Source organism: Streptomyces sp. 378, from assembly GCF_030124145.1.
GTDB lineage: Bacteria > Actinomycetota > Actinomycetes > Streptomycetales > Streptomycetaceae > Streptomyces.
Genome location: NZ_JASKMS010000001.1, coordinates 194119 through 210687, shown reverse-complemented (window position 1 = coordinate 210687; position 16569 = coordinate 194119). Strand labels below are relative to the sequence as shown.

Genomic DNA, 16569 nt, shown 5'->3' with positions numbered 1-16569 from the left:
CCCTGCTTCCGACTCATGACGGGCCTTGACCGTCTGTCCTGGCTCATGACACGCCCTGCTCGCGCAGCTCGCGGGCCAGCTCGTACAGCCCCGCCAGATCCATGCCCTCGGCGAACAGCGGCAGTTCGTGCAGCGGCAGGTCCAGCTCGGTCAGGACCGCACGCTGTTCGTGCTCCAGCGTGTACCGCTCGGCGTACTCCGCGGCCTGCGCGAGCAGCGGGTCCACCAGCCGCTCGGCGTGCCCGCCGCGCCGCGCCCCGCCGAGCCCGGCGGCCGACAGGGACCGCGCGACAGTGGAACGCGGGACCGTGCGTACGAGTTCCAGGTCGGTCTCGTCCAACACCTCCGGGCGGACCATGTTCACGATGATCCGCCCCACCGGAAGCCGGGCCGAACGCAGCTCGGCGATGCCGTCCGCGGTCTCCTGGACGGGCATCTCCTCCAGCAGCGTCACCAGGTGCACGGCCGTCTCCGGCGACTTCAGCACCCGCATCACGGCCTGCGCCTGATTGTGTATCGGGCCGATCTTGGCGAGGCCCGCGACCTCGTCGTTCACGTTCAGGAAGCGGGTGATCCGCCCCGTCGGCGGGGCGTCCATGACGACGTAGTCGTACGCGAAGCGGCCGCTGCGCTCCTTGCGCCGCACCGCCTCGCAGGCCTTTCCGGTCAGGAGGACGTCCCTGAGGCCGGGCGCGATGGTGGTGGCGAAGTCGATCGCGCCGAGCTTCTTCAGGGCCCGTCCGGCGCTGCCCAGCTTGTAGAACATCTGGAGGTAGTCCAGAAGGGCCAGTTCGGGGTCGATGGCGAGTGCGTACACCTCCCCGCCCCCGGGTGCTACCGCGATTTTCCGTTCCTCATAAGGCAGCGCCTCCGTTTCGAAGAGCTGCGCGATGCCCTGACGGCCCTCGACCTCGACGAGAAGCGTCCGCTTCCCCTCCGTGGCCAGGGCCAACGCTAGGGCCGCGGCCACCGTGGTCTTGCCGGTACCGCCCTTGCCGCTGACGACCTGGAGCCTGCTCACGTATTCGAGCCTAACCAGTTCGCGCCCGGGCTACGCGGGAGGCTGTGGACAACCGCGGCCGGGGCCCGTGGACGACCGCGGCCGGGGCCTGTGGACAACCACCGCCGTGGCCTGTGGACGACCGGGGCCGTGGCCCGTGGCCGCCCACGGCCGTGGCCTGTGGACGACCGGGGCCGTGGGCGGCCGTGTGACCCCCTGCGGCAGCGGCTAGAGTCGGCCGCATGACCAAGTGGGAATACGCAACCGTGCCGCTGCTCGTCCACGCCACGAAGCAGATTCTGGACACCTGGGGCGAGGACGGCTGGGAGCTCGTCCAGGTCGTGCCCGGGCCGAACAACCCCGAGCAGCTCGTGGCCTACCTGAAGCGGGCGAAGCAGTAGTGGGCGCCGTCGAGGCGAAGCTGGCCGAGCTCGGTCTGAGCCTGCCCGACGTGGTCCCGCCGCTGGCCGCGTACCAGCCGGCCGTGCAGTCCGGCCCCTACGTCTACACCGCCGGGCAGCTGCCGATGGTGGACGGCAAGCTTCCGGTCACCGGCAAGGTCGGTGCGGAGGTCACCCCGGAGGAGGCCAAGGAGCTGGCACGCACGTGTGCGCTGAACGCACTGGCCGCCGTCAAGTCCGTCGCCGGTGACCTGGACCGCATCGCGCGCGTGGTGAAGGTCGTCGGTTTCGTGGCCTCGGCCTCGGACTTCACGGGCCAGCCCGCGGTGCTGAACGGCGCGAGCGAGCTGCTCGGCCAGGTGCTCGGCGACAAGGGTGTGCACGCGCGCAGCGCGGTGGGCGTGGCCGTGCTGCCGCTGGACGCGCCGGTCGAGGTCGAGATCCAGGTGGAGCTCGCGTAGCACCCGCCCGGCACTCTCTTCGACGGTCCGAGCTGCGGAATCCGTCCCCGGGACCACTCGAACATCCGCCCGTCACGGGATAGCCTCGCGCCCATGGCGAACGGTCAGTGGTACCCCCCGGAGTGGCCGGACCGCATCCGCGCACTCGCGGCCGGCACCCTCACCCCGGTGACGCCGAAGCGCGCGGCCACCGTCATGCTCCTGAAGGACACCGGCAGCGGCCCCGCCGTCCACATGCTGCGCAGACGCGCCTCCATGGCCTTCGCCGGAGGCGCGTACGCCTATCCGGGCGGCGGGGTCGATCCGCGCGACGACGACCATCACGTCCGCTGGGCGGGCCCCACGCGCGCGTGGTGGGCGGACCGGCTCGGCGTCGACGAGACGGCGGCCCAGGCGATCGTCTGCGCGGCCGTACGGGAGACGTACGAGGAGGCGGGTGTGCTGCTCGCCGGGCCGGCCCCCGACTCGGTCGTCGGTGACACCACGGGCGCCGACTGGGAGGCGGACCGTGCCGCCCTGGTCGCCCGGGACCTGTCCTTCGCGGAGTTCCTGGACCGCCGCGGGCTGGTCCTGCGTTCGGACCTGCTCGGCGCCTGGACCCGCTGGATCACCCCGGAGTTCGAGTCCCGCCGCTATGACACCTGGTTCTTCGTGGCCGCGCTCCCCGAGGGGCAGCGCACCCGCAACGCCTCGACGGAGGCCGACCGCACGGTGTGGATCGCCCCGCGCGAGGCGGCGGCCGGTTACGACAAGGGCGAGTTGCTGATGATGCCGCCCACCATCGCGACCCTGCGCCAGCTGACGGCGTACGAGACGGCCGCCCGGGCGCTCGACGCCGCCCCGGGCCGTGACCTCACGCCCGTCCTGGCCACCGCCCGCCTGGTGGACGGCGAGATCGTGCTGTCCTGGCCGGGCCACGACGAGTTCACCAAGCACATCCCGACCGGTGGAGCCACCGCATGACGGACGCAGCAGCCCTTCCAGGCCAGCCCCGCGGCGGGGTCCTCTCGGGGCCCGCCACCGCGCGGGCCGTGAACGTCCTGGCGCCCAACGCGTCGGCGATGACCCTGGACGGCACGAACACCTGGATCCTCGCCGAGCCCGACTCGGACCTCGCCGTCGTGGTCGACCCGGGCCCGCTGGACGACACGCACCTGCGCCGGGTCGTCGCCACGGCCGAACAGGCAGGCAAGCGCGTCGCCCTCACCCTGCTGACCCACGGCCATCCCGACCACGCCGAGGGCGCCGTCCGGTTCGCCGAACTGACCGGCACGCGCGTGCGTGCCCTCGACCCGGCACTGCGCCTGGGCGACGAGGGCCTGGCCGCCGGGGATGTGATCACCACCGGCGGGCTGGAACTGCGCGTCGTACCGACCCCCGGCCACACCGCCGACTCCCTCTGTTTCCACCTCCCGGCCGACCGGGCGGTTCTCACCGGCGACACGATCCTCGGTCGCGGCACGACGGTCGTGGCGCACCCGGACGGCCGCCTCGGCGACTACCTGGACTCCCTGCGGCGCCTGCGCTCCCTCGCGGTCGACGACGGCGTCCACACGGTCCTGCCCGGCCACGGCCCGGTCCTCGACGACGCCCAGGGCGTCGTCGAGTACTACCTCGCCCACCGCGCCAACCGCCTCGCCCAGGTCGAGACAGCCGTCGAGGACGGCTACCGCACCCCCACGGAAGTCGTCACCCACGTCTACGCCGACGTGGACCGCTCCCTGTGGCCGGCGGCGGAACTGTCGGTACGCGCCCAGATGGACTACCTCGAGGAGCACGGGCTCATCTGACCGCCCCCGGACACGACGTCGGGCCCCGTCTCGTGAGGAGAGGGGGCCCGATGACGTACGGCAGCGGTGCGCGCGTCAGCGCGAGCGCTTGGCGAGGCGTTCCACGTCCAGGAGGATCACCGCGCGGGCCTCCAGGCGCAGCCAGCCGCGCTGGGCGAAGTCCGCGAGGGCCTTGTTGACCGTCTCGCGGGACGCGCCGACCAACTGGGCCAGCTCCTCCTGCGTGAGGTCGTGGACGACGTGGATGCCCTCCTCGGACTGCACGCCGAACCGGCGGGACAGGTCGAGCAGGGCGCGGGCGACACGGCCCGGGACGTCCGAGAAGACGAGGTCGGACATCGCGTCGTTGGTCTTGCGCAGCCGGCGCGCGACGGCGCGCAGGAGCGCCGTGGCCACCTCGGGGCGGGCGTTCAGCCAGGGCTGGAGGTCGCCGTGGCCGAGGCCGAGGAGCTTGACCTCGGTCAGAGCCGTGGCGGTCGCGGTGCGCGGGCCCGGGTCGAACAGCGAGAGCTCACCGATGAGCTCGCTGGGGCCGACGACGGCGAGCATGTTCTCGCGGCCGTCGGGGGAGGTGCGGTGGAGCTTCACCTTCCCCTCGGTGACCACGTACAGGCGGTCACCGGGGTCACCCTCGTGGAACAGCGAGTCACCGCGGGCGAGGGTCACCTCACTCATGGAGGCGCGGAGCTCCGCGGACTGCTCGTCATCGAGCGCCGCGAAGAGCGGATTGCGCCGCAGAACGTCGTCCACGAGTTCTCTCCTATTCGACCTGCTCAGGGGATCTTGCTCCCCCGTGTACCGAGGGACCGTAGTGCCCATTTTGTCGGGCGGTCCAAACAGTGTGATCTGTCACAAGGATGCCGCACACGTGTCCCGGGGTACGCGGCAGGGGTCCAATTGGGCGCCGATCTTCAGGGGCCGGGGCGGATGCCGGTGCCGGGCCTTAGGCTGGCCGGGTGTCCAAATCGCCGGTGAGAGCACAGGCCGAGGGGGCTGCGCGGGTGGTTGTACGTCGCGATTCCGCTGTGGGCGAACAGAGCCCCGATGGCGGTAGAAAAACGGCGAAAGAGAACAAGACGGAACCGGTGAAGAAGACGGCTTCCTCGAAGAAGGCCGCGTCTGCGAAGAGGGCGGCGTCCACTAAGAAGGCCGCGTCTGCGGAGAAGACGGCTTCCGTGAAGAAGACGGCGTCTGTGGAGAAGGCCCCGTCTGCGGAGAAGACGGCGACCGTGAAGAAGACGGCGGCGACGAAGAAGACCGCGTCCAAGGCCTCCGCCGCGAAGAAGGCCTCGAAGGAGGCCGCCGTGAGGAAGGCGCCCGCCGCCAAGAAGGTCGTGGTCGCGCCGAAGAAGGCCACCGCCCGTATCAAGGGCGCCGCGCCCGCCAAGGCCGTCGTCCACCCGCCGAGCGACGAGTCGCCCACCGCTCTGGTCCGCCGGGCCCGCCGCATCAACCGCGAGCTCGCCGAGGTCTATCCGTACGCGCACCCCGAGCTGGACTTCGAGAACCCCTTCCAACTGGTCGTCGCCACCGTCCTGTCCGCCCAGACGACCGACCTGCGCGTCAACCAGACGACACCCTCCCTCTTCGCCGCGTACCCGACCCCGGAGGACCTGGCCGCCGCCAACCCCGAGGAGGTGGAGGAGATCCTCCGCCCGTGCGGCTTCTTCCGGGCCAAGACGAAGTCGGTCATAGGCCTTTCGAAGGCTCTGGTGGAGGACTTCGGCGGTGAGGTGCCCGGTCGGCTGGAGGACCTGGTCGAGCTGCCCGGCGTCGGCCGCAAGACCGCGTTCGTCGTGCTGGGTAACGCCTTCGGGCGCCCCGGTATCACCGTCGACACGCACTTCCAGCGACTGGTGCGCCGCTGGCGGTGGACCGCCGAGACCGACCCGGACAAGATCGAGGCCGCCGTCGGCGCGCTCTTCCCGAAGAGCGACTGGACGGATCTCTCGCATCACGTGATCTGGCACGGCCGCCGTATCTGCCACGCCCGCAAGCCCGCGTGCGGCGCCTGCCCGATCGCCCCGCTCTGCCCGGCGTACGGCGAGGGCGAGACGGACCCGGAGAAGGCGAAGAAGCTCCTCAAGTACGAGAAGGGCGGCTTCCCCGGCCAGCGTCTGAAGCCTCCGCAGGCCTATCTGGACGCGGGCGGCACACCGGCGCCGCCGCTGGGGGCCGGATGAGCTGCCCGAGCCCCCCGGTGCGCCGTCCGAGCCCTCCGGCAGGCCCCCCGGCGAGCCCGACGCGCCGCCCTTTCAGGGGATCGAGGGCGCTCGTGGAACGATCTCGGGCCCGCCGCGCGTTGGATGCGGCAGGACGACGGGGGTGGCGATGACGCGGGCGAGCGACACACAGGGCGGCCCGGTGGCACTGAGCAAGGACGGGCTGCCCGGCTGGCTGCACCCGGTGGCGCACGCCGTGGAGACGGTCCGGCCCGGGCAGCTGAGCCGGTTCCTGCCGCCGGCGGACGGGGCCGGGCGCCAGTCCGCGGTGCTGGTCCTGTTCGGTGAGGGCGCGCGCGGACCGGAGCTGCTGCTGATGGAGCGTGCGAGCTCCCTGCGCTCGCACGCCGGCCAGCCCTCCTTCCCGGGCGGTGCCCTCGACCCGGAGGACGGTGACCCGTCCGGCGACGGCCCGCTGCGGGCCGCCCTGCGCGAGGCGGAGGAGGAGACCGGCCTGGACCCCTCGGGAGTCCAGCTGTTCGGCGTCCTGCCCCGGCTGTACATCCCGGTCAGCGGCTTCGTCGTCACACCGGTGCTGGGCTGGTGGCGTGAACCGACCCCGGTCGGAGTCGTCGATCCGAACGAGACCGCCCGCGTCTTCACCGTCCCCGTGGCGGATCTCACGGATCCCGCCAACCGCGCGACGGCCGTTCACCCCAGCGGTCACCGAGGCCCGGCATTTCTGGTCGAATCGGCCCTTGTCTGGGGTTTCACGGCCGGAATCATCGACCGGCTGCTGCACTTCGCGGGCTGGGAGCGGCCCTGGGACCGGGAGAAGCAGGTCCCGCTCGACTGGCGCGCATGACAGGGTGGCCTCCGTGAACGTGCTGGACATCTTGTTGCTGGTCGCCGCCGTGTGGTTCGCGGTCGTGGGATACCGCCAGGGGTTCGTCGTCGGCATCCTGTCGGTGATCGGCTTCCTGGGCGGCGGTCTCGTCGCGGTCTACCTGCTGCCCGTCATCTGGGACGCGCTGACGGACAACGCGGAGGTGAGCACGACCGCCGCTGTCGTCGCGGTCGTCGTCGTCATCGTCTGCGCATCCGTCGGCCAGGCCCTCACCACCCACCTCGGCAACAAGCTGCGCCGGCACATCACCTGGTCCCCGGTCCGGGCCCTGGACGCCACCGGCGGCGCGCTGGTCAACGTCGTGGCGATGCTCCTGGTCGCCTGGCTGATCGGCTCCGCGCTGGCGGGCACGACGCTGCCGACCCTCGGCAAGGAGGTCCGCAGCTCCAAGGTGCTCCTGGGCGTCTCCCAGGCGCTGCCGGACCAGGCGGCCACCTGGTTCGCGGACTTCTCCTCCGTCCTCGCGCAGAACGGCTTCCCGCAGGTCTTCAGCCCGTTCTCGAACGAGCCGATCACCGACGTCCAGCCGCCCGACCCGGCGCTGGCGAACAGCTCCGTGGCGAACCGTGCCCAGCGTTCCATCGTCAAGGTCGTGGGCACGGCCCCGAGCTGCGGCAAGGTCCTGGAGGGCACCGGCTTCGTCTTCTCCGGCCGCCGCGTGATGACCAACGCACACGTGGTGGGCGGGGTCGACGAGCCGACCGTGCAGATAGGCGGCGAGGGCAGGAAGTACGACGCCACGGTCGTGCTCTACGACTGGCGGCGCGACATCGCCGTCCTCGACGTGCCGGATCTCAAGGCGCCCGCGCTGCGGTTCACCGACAAGGACGCGAGCAGCGGTGACAGCGCGATCGTCGCCGGCTTCCCGGAGAACGGGGCGTACGACGTGCGGGCCGCGCGTGTGCGGGGCCGCATCACGGCCAACGGCCCGGACATCTACCACCGCGGCACGGTCCGCCGCGACGTCTACTCCCTCTTCGCGACCGTCCGCCAGGGCAACTCCGGTGGTCCGCTGCTCACGCCCGACGGCAAGGTCTACGGCGTCGTCTTCGCCAAGTCGCTCGACGACGCCCAGACGGGATACGCGCTGACCGTGGACGAGATCCAGGAGGACATCGCCAAGGGGCGCACCGCCGACCAGCAGGTGGGCAGCGACAGCTGCGCCCTCTAGGCCCGTTGCGAGAGCGGCGTCTGCCGCGCGACGCCCGGCATGCTCCCCAAGCTCTGCGAGCGGGGGGTGCCCCCACGCGCCGCACCGCCCGACAGCCCGAGTACGGCCAGTACAAGGAATGCCCAGTACAAGGAATTCCGAGTACAAGGGATTCCGGGCGGCACGCCGAGAGCACCCACCGGACGCCGCGCGGCCGCCCGTCGGGCGGCGACGCCACTCCCGTGACAGGCCCTACGAGCGGTCTGGAAGCGGGAGGTGTCGGGGCGTCACTCGCGTGAGTGACGCCTCAGTCGCGCGTGGGACGCAGTCGTACGGAGACCCAGCGGGCCCGGCGGCGGAGGATACGCGGAATCCCGACCCGGGGGTCCGCGGTCGCCATCTGCGGTGCGCCGCTTCGCCGGTGGGGGTTCGCACCGCCCGCCGAGCGGCGATTGCGGGTTGCGTCACTGTAGTCGTGCGTCCAGCCCATACCCCGACGTGTGCCCCCGCCCCATGGTCGATAATCGCTCCAGGGGCGTCCAATTGGCTTATGCGCCGGGCAATTGGCCGTTCGTAGGACAAGCGTTCAGGTGCCGGTGGGGCGGGTGGGGCCGGCCGGTCACCGGTCGGGTTCGGGATCCCGCAGCCAGTTGATGAGTTCCGAGGAGAAAGCGGCCGGGTCCTCCTCGTGCGGGAAGTGTCCGAGGCCGTCGAACAGCCGCCAGCGGTAGGGGGCTTCGACGTACTCGCCGGACCCGGCCGCGCTGCGCGTGCGCATCACGGGGTCGAGCGAGCCGTGCAGATGGAGCGTCGGCACCCGCACGGGCCGCTTCATCCGCCGGTTGAACTGGATGCCGTCCGGGCGGGCCAGGGAGCGCACCATCCAGCGGTACGGTTCGACCGCGCAGTGTGCGGCGGAGGGGATGCACATGGCGCGGCGGTACGTCTGCAGCGCCTCCTCCTCGAGCGGGCGCGGCCCGGACCACTCCTGGATCAGCTCCGCGACGAGCGCCCCGTCGTCGGCGGTGAGCTGCCGCTCCGGGATCCAGGGCCGCTGGAACCCCCAGATGTGTGAACCGGCGCGGGTCTGCTTGACGTCCCTCAGCATGGCCGAGCGCCAGCGCCGCGGGTGCGGCATGGACGCGACCGCGAGCCGCCGCACCAGCTTGGGGCGCATCGCGGCCGCCGTCCACGCGAGGTATCCGCCCAGATCGTGGCCGACCAGCGCGGCGTCCGGCTCGCCGAGGGAGCGGATGACGCCGGTGACGTCGAGCGCGAGATTGGCGGGGTCGTAGCCGCGCGGTGTGCGGTCGCTGCCGCCGACGCCCCGCAGGTCCATGGCGACGGCCCGGAAGCCCGCGTCGGCGAGCGCCACCAGCTGGTGCCGCCAGGTCCACCAGAACTGCGGGAAGCCGTGCAGCAGCAGCACCAGCGGCCCGTCACCCAGCTCGGCGATGTGGAAGCGGGCGCCGTTGGCGGCGACATCGCGGTGACTCCAGGGGCCGTCCAGCAGGACGGCCGGAGCCGGGGGTTCCGAAGGTGTGGCGGGGTCCGTCATGAGGACGAGCGTGCCACAGCCTCGATGGCCTCGGGGACCCGGTCCTTCGGGAGCTCGGGCCGCGGGTGCGGCTTGGCCTTCTGCAGCACGACCGCACTCTCCTTCATCGACGCGGCGACCTTCTGCGGGCCCTTGCTCTTCTTGGCCTTCTTCGCGAAGGCCACGCCGATCAGCGCGAGGACGAGCGCGACCAGCACGTTGGCCGCGAACGACAGCAGGAAGCAGACCGCGAGGTTCCAGTCGCTCCAGGTGCGGATGCCGTATGCCAGCGCGAAGTTCAGCATCGGCAGGGAGAAGATCAGCACCGCACCGGCCGCCGAGAAGGCCCCGCCGCTGGTCGCGCCGCGCTTCACGTCCTGTCTGAGCTGCGCCTTCGCCAGTGCGATCTCGTCGTGCACCAGCGCCGACAATTCCGCCGTCGCCGAGGCGAACAGCTGGCCGATGCTGCGTTCGGCGCCGACCGGGCTGCCGTCGGGTGCGCTCATCGCGGTCTCCCTCTTCTGCGTACGGTCCGATGTCCGCGTCTTCTGTCCGACTCGTGCGCGGTCGTCCGACTGCGCACGGCATGACTGCGTACGGTCCCGTCTCTTGTACCGTCTCGTCAGATCATGCCGGACGGTCGTGGTCCTCGCCTGCCCCGCCCGGCACTTCGGCAAGCCCGTGGCGCGCGGCTGCCTTCTCCTGGGCGATCCTGCGGTGTTCGGCGGCCTTGCGGTCGTACAGCGCGGCGAGCCGCAGGTGGTACGCCGGGTCGTCCTCCTCGTAGACGTCCGGGATGCCGTCGGCGTCCTCGTCGCGCTCCTCGTCCGCCCACAACCTGCGGTACTTGGCGTTCCGCAATTTCAGCAGGACGGTCGCGAGTGTCGCGGCGATCAGCGACCCCAGCAGGACGGCGGCCTTGACCTCGTTCGTCATCGCCTGGTCGCCCTCGAAGGCGAGTTCGCCGATGAGCAGCGAGACGGTGAAGCCGATGCCGGCCAGGGCCGACACGGCGAACACGTCCGCCCAGGCGAGGTCGTCGCTGAGCGACGCCCGGGTGAAACGGGCCGCCAGCCACGTCCCGCCGAAGATGCCGAATGCCTTGCCGAGGACGAGCCCGAGGACGACACCGAGGGTCTCGGGCCGGGTGAACACATCGGCGAGCGCCCCGCCGGACACTGAGACCCCCGCGCTGAACAGGGCGAACAGGGGGACGGCGAGCCCCGCGGACAGCGGCCGTACGAGATGCTCGACGCGCTCGCCGGTGGAGTGGTCCTCGCCCTCGTGGCGGTGGCAGCGCAGCATCAGGCCCATGGCGACACCGGCGATGGTGGCGTGGATGCCGCTGTTGTACATCAGCGCCCAGATGACGAGGGCGAGCGGCACGTACACGTACCAGCCGCGGACGCTCTTGCGCAGCAGCAGCCAGAAGAGCAGCAGACCGGCGGCGGCACCGCCGAGGGCGGCGAAGTTCAGGTCGGCGGTGAAGAACACCGCGATGATCAGGATCGCGAAGAGGTCGTCGACGACGGCGAGGGTGAGCAGGAAGGCCCGCAGCGCACTCGGCAGGGACGTGCCGATGACGGCGAGCACGGCGAGCGCGAACGCGATGTCGGTGGCGGTCGGCACGGCCCAGCCGGCCAGGGAGCCACCGCCGGCGACGGCGGTGACGGTGTAGACGAGCGCCGGTACGGCCATGCCGCACAGCGCGGCGACGACCGGGAGCGCGGCGGCCTTCGGGTCGCGCAGGTCACCCGCCACGAGTTCCCGCTTGAGCTCGATCCCCGCGACGAAGAAGAAGACCGCCAGCAGCCCGTCGGCGGCCCAGTGCGCGATCGACAGGTCGAGGCCGAGGGCGGCGGGGCCCAGATGGAAGTCGGAGACGCTCTGGTAGCTGTCACGCAGGGCGGGGATGTTCGCCCAGAGCAGCGCCGCGACCGCGGCGGCGAGCAGCAGCACCCCGCCGACGGTCTCGGTGCGCAGCGCGTCCGTCACGTAGGTCCGCTCGGGCAGTGACAGCCGGCCGAGGACCTTGCGGGTGGTGGTGGAGCGGGGCGCGGTCACAGAGAACCTCCGGTCGGGTGGGCAGGACGGAGCACATGCCGACCAGACTTCCCGGCGCACCATGGAGCACTTGTTCTGCTCAGTTTAGTAAACGCACGGCTGTGCGCATCCGGCGGTCCTCGGCGCCGGGATGCCCCGGCGGAGGGCACCCCATGATCGGATGCCCTCCGCCGGTCCCGTCATTCCGATGCCGCGATCAGTCCTCGCTGGGGGCGGCGGGCAGCTTGGCCTGGATGAGGTCCATGACCGTGGAGTCGGTCAGGGTGGTGACGTCACCCAGCTGACGGTTCTCGGCGACGTCCCGCAGCAGCCGGCGCATGATCTTGCCGGAGCGGGTCTTGGGCAGCTCGGCGACCGGCAGAATCCGCTTGGGCTTGGCGATCGGGCCGAGGGTGTTGCCGACGTGGGCGCGCAGCTCACCGACCAGGGTCTCGGTCTCCGTGGCCGTACCGCGAAGGATCACGAAGGCGACGATCGCCTGTCCGGTCGTCTCGTCCGCCGCGCCGACCACGGCCGCCTCGGCGACGGAGGGATGGGAGACCAGCGCGGACTCGACCTCGGTGGTGGAGATGTTGTGCCCGGACACGAGCATGACGTCGTCGACCCGGCCGAGCAGCCAGATGTCGCCGTCGTCGTCCTTCTTTGCGCCGTCACCGGCGAAGTACTTGCCCTCGAAGCGCGACCAGTAGGTGTCGAGGAAGCGCTGGTCGTCGCCCCAGATGGTGCGCAGCATCGACGGCCACGGCTCGGTCAGCACCAGGTAGCCGCCACCGCCGTTGGGAACCTCGTTGGCCTCGTCGTCGACGACCGTCGCGGCGATGCCGGGCAGCGGTGTCTGCGCCGAACCGGGCTTGGTGGCGGTCACGCCCGGCAGCGGGGTGATCATCATGGAGCCGGTCTCGGTCTGCCACCAGGTGTCGACGACCGGGGTGCGGTCGCCGCCGATGTTCTTGCGGTACCAGATCCACGCCTCGGGGTTGATCGGCTCGCCCACCGAGCCCAGCACACGCAGGCTGGACAGGTCGAACTTGGCGGGGATGTCGTCGCCCCACTTCATGAACGTACGGATCGCGGTCGGCGCGGTGTACAGGATCGTGACCCCGTACTTCTGCACGATCTCCCAGAAACGGCCCTGGTGCGGGGTGTCCGGCGTGCCCTCGTACATGACCTGCGTCGCGCCGTTGGCCAGGGGGCCGTAGACGATGTACGAGTGGCCGGTGACCCAGCCGACGTCGGCCGTGCACCAGTAGACGTCCGTCTCCGGCTTGAGGTCGAAGACGGCGTGGTGGGTGTAGGCGGTCTGGGTGAGGTAGCCGCCGGAGGTGTGCAGGATGCCCTTCGGCTTACCCGTGGTGCCCGAGGTGTAGAGGATGAACAGCGGGTGCTCGGCGTGGAACGGCTGCGGGGTGTGCTCGGCGCTCTGCCGCCCCACCAGGTCGTGCCACCACACGTCGCGGCCCTCGGTGAAGGCGACCTCCTGGCCCGTGCGCCGCACGACCAGGACGTGCTCGACGGTGCCCGCCTTCTCGACGGCCTCGTCCACGGCCGGCTTCAGCGCGGAGGGCTTGCCGCGGCGGTAGCCGCCGTCGGAGGTGATGATCACGCGTGCGTCGGCGTCCTGGATGCGGGTGGCGAGCGCGTCCGAGGAGAAACCGCCGAAGACGACCGAGTGCGCGGCGCCGATCCGGGCGCAGGCCAGCATCGCGATCGCCGTCTCGGGGATCATCGGCATGTAGACGGCGACCCGGTCGCCCGCCTGGACTCCCAGCTCCAGCAGGGCGTTGGCCGCCTTGGAGACCTCGTCCTTGAGTTCGGCGTAGGTGATGGCGCGGCTGTCGCCGGGCTCGCCCTCGAAGTGGATGGCGACCCGGTCGCCGTGCCCGGCTTCCACGTGCCGGTCGACGCAGTTGTAGGCGACGTTGAGCTCGCCGTCCTGGAACCACTTGGCGAACGGCGGGTTCGACCAGTCGAGCGTCTCGGTGGGCTCCTTGGCCCAGGTCAGCCGGCGGGCCTGCTCGGCCCAGAAGCCGAGCCTGTCAGCCTTGGCCTGCTCATACGCCTCCGCGGTGACGTTGGCGTTCGCGGCCAGGTCGGCGGGGGGTGCGAACCTGCGCTCTTCCTTGAGCAGGTTGGCCAGGCTCTCGTTGCTCACGGCATCTGCCTTTCCCAGGGTGTCCGTTGTGTCCCAGGCCACAGCTCATCAGACCCGGGGGTGCGATGACAAGGGCCGACCGCCGATTGGTTTAGACCTGTGGGACGGTGTTGTCGGCGGCGGGGGTCATCCGTAGGCACGGACGCCGACCAGGGAAAGTTCACCGCGTGTGCTGCCCGTCATCGGAGCGCGGCAGAGGAGGAGCCGCGGCGGAACGGTAGGAGTCGCGGCGGGGCGGGAGAGCCGCGGCGGTAGTCCTGCGAGGTTCGGCGGAAATCCCCGCGGGGCTCGGCGGCCCGGACGTTCCGGCCGTCCGGTCCGGCCGGGCCGGAGGTGGGGGCGACCGTCCGGAGCGCCGATGGGTGCGGTCGGGCCAGGGTGGACCCACGGGTGTGCCCGCTGCCGGTCGGGTGTGCCCCACTGCCGACCGGAGGGCGCGCCCTCAGCCGGTGCCGGTTGGGGACATGCCCTCAGCCGGTGCCGGTGGGGGCACGCCCTCAGCCGGTGCCGGTGGGGGCGCGCCCTCAGCCGGTGCCGGGCGGGGACAGAGCCCCACCCGGCGTTGGGCTCACGCCGTCAGGTCCGGCTCCCGTACCCGGTCGAAGACGCCGCCGGCGTCCGTCTCGGTCAGCAGATACGCCTCGGCCTCGCCCACGTGGAAGTACATCCCGTGCAGCTCCAGGGTGCCCTCGCCGAGGGCCCGGGCCACCGAGTCGTGGGCACGCAGGTGCTCCAACTGCTGTACCACGTTCGTGAGGCAGAGCTGCTCGACCGCGTCCTCGGGGAAGCGCCCGGCGAGCCTGGTCCAGGACGCGGTGTCGGCGGCCATGCGCTCCAGGCTCGGCAGCCCGTGCCGCAGCCATCGCTTCAGCGGGGTCCGGGCGCCTCCGGGCTCGGAGTTGAGCAGGGCTTGCATGGCGCCGCATCCCGAGTGCCCGCACACCGTGATGGACCGCACCCGCAGGACGTCCACGGCGTACTCGATCGCGGCCGACACCGAGTCGTCGCCGCTCTCCGCGCCGGGTCGCGGGACGAGGTTGCCCACGTTGCGCACGACGAAGAGGTCGCCCGGACCACTGGAGGTGATCATCGATGTGACCAGTCGGGAGTCGGCGCAGGTCAGGAAGAGCTGCGAGGGCCGCTGCCCCTCACGCGCCAGCCGGGCCAGCTCGTTGCGCACCAGGGGGGCGGTGTTGCGCTGGAACGCGCTGATGCCACGCGCCAGTTCATGCCCGCTGGCTCTGCCGGTGCCCGTCGGGTCCGGCTCGGAGCGGTCCGACCCGTCCGGGGTCTTCTCGGCGGGGGGTGCGGACTGCGGTCCGTCGCACTGGTGGTTGCGCCAGGGTGTCCAGGGCCGGCAACGGCAGTCGGTGAGGGATCGGGGATCGGAGATGCGGGTGCCGGTGTGCCGGCCGGTGATCTCCACGGTGCCGCCCTGCGCGGTGTGCGTCTTCTGCCAGTCCTGCAAGGTCTCGTACGCCGCGTGGTCCATGAACGACCCGTCCAGTTCCACGATGGTGTCGGCACCGTGGGGCACGAGATGCAGGGCCCGGCTGAGCCGTGGCACCGCGAGGAACGTCAACTGTCCTCTGACGTGGACGTGATGGACTCCTTCCCTTTCGTCGTGCGTGATGCGGGTGCGGGTGAGGCGGTGCAGGGCGACGCCGACGGCCATGGCGATGCCGAGCGCCACGCCCTCCAGGACGCCGAAGGAGACCACGCCGAGGGTGGTGACGGCGTAGACCCACACTTCCCGGTGGCGCGTCACCGTGCGGATGTGGTTCAGGGACACCATCTGGATGCCGATGGCCATCACCAGGGCGGCGAGCGAGGCGAGCGGGATGAGCTCCAGCATGGGGACCATCAGCAGCGTGGCGATCACTACGAGAACGCCGTGCAGCATCGTGGAGTTCCGGCTGACCGCTCCCGCGTGCACATTCGCCGAGCTCCGCACGGCCACACCGGCGATGGGCAGTCCACCGAGCGAGCCGGAGACGATATTGGCCGTGCCCTGCCCGAGCAGTTCGCGGTCGAGGTTGGAGCGCCCGACGCGGGCGGACAGGCCCGGGCGGCCGGCCACCAGCTTGTCCACGGCGACCGCGCCGAGCAGCGACTGCACGCTGCACACCAGCGTGGTCGTGAGCACGGCGGCGACCAGGCCGAGCACGGGGCCCTCGGGCAGCCCGGCCAAGGCGTGGTTGCTCCAGGACGGCAGGTCGACCTTGGGCAGCCGGAGACCGGCGAGGGCGGCGACCGCGGTGGCCCCGGCGACGGCGATGAGCGCGGCCGGGATCTTGCGCAGCAGGTGTCCGGCCCGGCCGGGCAGTCTCGGCCAGAGCAGGAGCAGCGCCAGGGTCAGCACGCTGACCGACACGGCCGCGGGGCGCATGTCCGCCAACTGGGCGGGCAGCGCGCGGAGGTTGTCCGGGACGGAGCTCTGCGGTGTGCCGCCGAGCACGATGTGCAGCTGGGCGACGGCGATGGTGACACCGATCCCGGCGAGCATGCCGTGCACGATGGCGGGACTGACGGCGAGAGCGCCACGGGCCACCCGCAGGCAGCCCAGGCCGAGTTGCGCGAGGCCGGCCAGGATGGTGATGGCGCAGGTCGTCCGCCAGCCGTAGCGCTGGATGAGGTCGGCGGTCACCACGGTGAGTCCGGCGGCGGGTCCGCTCACTTGGAGCGGGGAGCCGCCGAGCCGCCCGGCGACCAGTCCGCCGACGGCGGCGGCGACGAGGCCGGCTTGCAGAGGGGCGCCGGTCGCGAGGGCGATACCCAGGGACAGCGGCAGGGCGATCAGGAAGACCGCGATCGAGGCCGACACATCGGCACCCGCGATGCGGAATCGGCGGGGCCCGGCCGGCGGCGGACTGTGGGGCGGATGCGTGCGCTCGGTTCGGTTCGGGTCGGCGGCGCGTGTGGGGACGCATGCTGACATGGTTTCC

At 71.6% G+C, this 16569-nt stretch carries 16 protein-coding genes; 7 read left to right on the top strand and 9 right to left on the bottom strand.

Going from position 1 to position 16569, the window contains the following annotated elements:
• Positions 1 to 43 precede the first annotated feature (43 nt).
• Positions 44 to 1021 carry an ATPase BagA gene (bagA, locus tag QNO09_RS00970; protein WP_283968063.1) on the bottom strand — a complete coding sequence of 326 codons (978 nt, stop codon included), beginning with the start codon at positions 1019 to 1021 and terminating at the stop codon, positions 44 to 46.
• A gap of 221 nt (positions 1022 to 1242) precedes the next feature.
• Between bagA and sp36 the strand changes: the two genes are divergently transcribed.
• The 4 genes from sp36 (at position 1243) to QNO09_RS00950 (ending at position 3652) form a co-directional block, all read left to right on the top strand.
• Positions 1243 to 1401, top strand: coding sequence for a Sp36 family protein (gene sp36 / locus QNO09_RS00965; RefSeq protein ID WP_093708112.1), 159 nt, complete (start codon positions 1243 to 1245; stop codon positions 1399 to 1401).
• Positions 1401 to 1862, top strand: coding sequence for a RidA family protein (locus QNO09_RS00960; protein ID WP_283968062.1), 462 nt, complete (start codon positions 1401 to 1403; stop codon positions 1860 to 1862). Before sp36 ends, QNO09_RS00960 begins: the two co-directional genes overlap by 1 nt.
• A gap of 93 nt (positions 1863 to 1955) precedes the next feature.
• Entirely contained in the window at positions 1956 to 2825 is an 870-nt protein-coding gene (locus QNO09_RS00955; RefSeq protein ID WP_283968061.1) for an NUDIX hydrolase, read from the top strand.
• Entirely contained in the window at positions 2822 to 3652 is an 831-nt protein-coding gene (locus QNO09_RS00950; RefSeq protein ID WP_283968060.1) for an MBL fold metallo-hydrolase, read from the top strand. Before QNO09_RS00955 ends, QNO09_RS00950 begins: the two co-directional genes overlap by 4 nt.
• A gap of 75 nt (positions 3653 to 3727) precedes the next feature.
• Here QNO09_RS00950 and QNO09_RS00945 read toward each other — a convergent pair whose 3' ends face one another.
• On the bottom strand, positions 3728 to 4402 hold the full coding sequence (locus QNO09_RS00945; protein WP_283968059.1) for a Crp/Fnr family transcriptional regulator: 675 nt from the start codon (positions 4400 to 4402) through the stop codon (positions 3728 to 3730).
• Positions 4403 to 4595: 193 nt separating this feature from the next.
• The gene (locus tag QNO09_RS39820; protein WP_502962225.1) at positions 4596 to 5009 is read right to left on the bottom strand and encodes a hypothetical protein; all 414 of its coding nucleotides are present in this window, start codon (positions 5007 to 5009) and stop codon (positions 4596 to 4598) included.
• Here QNO09_RS39820 and nth point away from each other — a divergent pair.
• The 3 genes from nth to QNO09_RS00930 all read left to right on the top strand — a co-directional run bounded on the left by nth (position 4957) and on the right by QNO09_RS00930 (position 7892).
• The gene (gene nth / locus QNO09_RS00940) at positions 4957 to 5835 is read left to right on the top strand and encodes an endonuclease III (protein WP_451520742.1); all 879 of its coding nucleotides are present in this window, start codon (positions 4957 to 4959) and stop codon (positions 5833 to 5835) included. The two genes, QNO09_RS39820 and nth, sit on opposite strands and share 53 nt — an antisense overlap.
• Before the next feature lie 148 nt (positions 5836 to 5983).
• On the top strand, positions 5984 to 6679 hold the full coding sequence (locus QNO09_RS00935; protein WP_283968057.1) for an NUDIX hydrolase: 696 nt from the start codon (positions 5984 to 5986) through the stop codon (positions 6677 to 6679).
• Between the two features lie 13 nt (positions 6680 to 6692).
• The gene (locus QNO09_RS00930) at positions 6693 to 7892 is read left to right on the top strand and encodes a MarP family serine protease (protein WP_283968056.1); all 1200 of its coding nucleotides are present in this window, start codon (positions 6693 to 6695) and stop codon (positions 7890 to 7892) included.
• A gap of 286 nt (positions 7893 to 8178) precedes the next feature.
• Here QNO09_RS00930 and QNO09_RS00925 read toward each other — a convergent pair whose 3' ends face one another.
• The 6 genes from QNO09_RS00925 to QNO09_RS00900 all read right to left on the bottom strand — a co-directional run bounded on the left by QNO09_RS00925 (position 8179) and on the right by QNO09_RS00900 (position 16562).
• On the bottom strand, positions 8179 to 8361 hold the full coding sequence (locus tag QNO09_RS00925) for a hypothetical protein (RefSeq protein WP_283968055.1): 183 nt from the start codon (positions 8359 to 8361) through the stop codon (positions 8179 to 8181).
• A gap of 129 nt (positions 8362 to 8490) precedes the next feature.
• Positions 8491 to 9429 (bottom strand): alpha/beta fold hydrolase, encoded by a 939-nt coding sequence (locus QNO09_RS00920; protein WP_283968054.1) that lies wholly within the window; start codon positions 9427 to 9429, stop codon positions 8491 to 8493.
• Positions 9426 to 9914 (bottom strand): phage holin family protein, encoded by a 489-nt coding sequence (locus QNO09_RS00915; protein ID WP_283968053.1) that lies wholly within the window; start codon positions 9912 to 9914, stop codon positions 9426 to 9428. The genes QNO09_RS00920 and QNO09_RS00915 overlap by 4 nt, the downstream gene beginning before the upstream one ends.
• A gap of 121 nt (positions 9915 to 10035) precedes the next feature.
• Positions 10036 to 11472 (bottom strand): Na+/H+ antiporter NhaA, encoded by a 1437-nt coding sequence (gene nhaA / locus QNO09_RS00910; RefSeq protein WP_283968052.1) that lies wholly within the window; start codon positions 11470 to 11472, stop codon positions 10036 to 10038.
• Between the two features lie 196 nt (positions 11473 to 11668).
• Positions 11669 to 13624 carry an acetate--CoA ligase gene (gene acs / locus QNO09_RS00905; protein WP_283968051.1) on the bottom strand — a complete coding sequence of 652 codons (1956 nt, stop codon included), beginning with the start codon at positions 13622 to 13624 and terminating at the stop codon, positions 11669 to 11671.
• A gap of 568 nt (positions 13625 to 14192) precedes the next feature.
• Complete coding sequence (locus QNO09_RS00900; RefSeq protein ID WP_283968050.1) at positions 14193 to 16562, bottom strand: bifunctional SulP family inorganic anion transporter/carbonic anhydrase; 2370 nt, start codon at positions 16560 to 16562, stop codon at positions 14193 to 14195.
• Positions 16563 to 16569 lie beyond the last annotated feature (7 nt).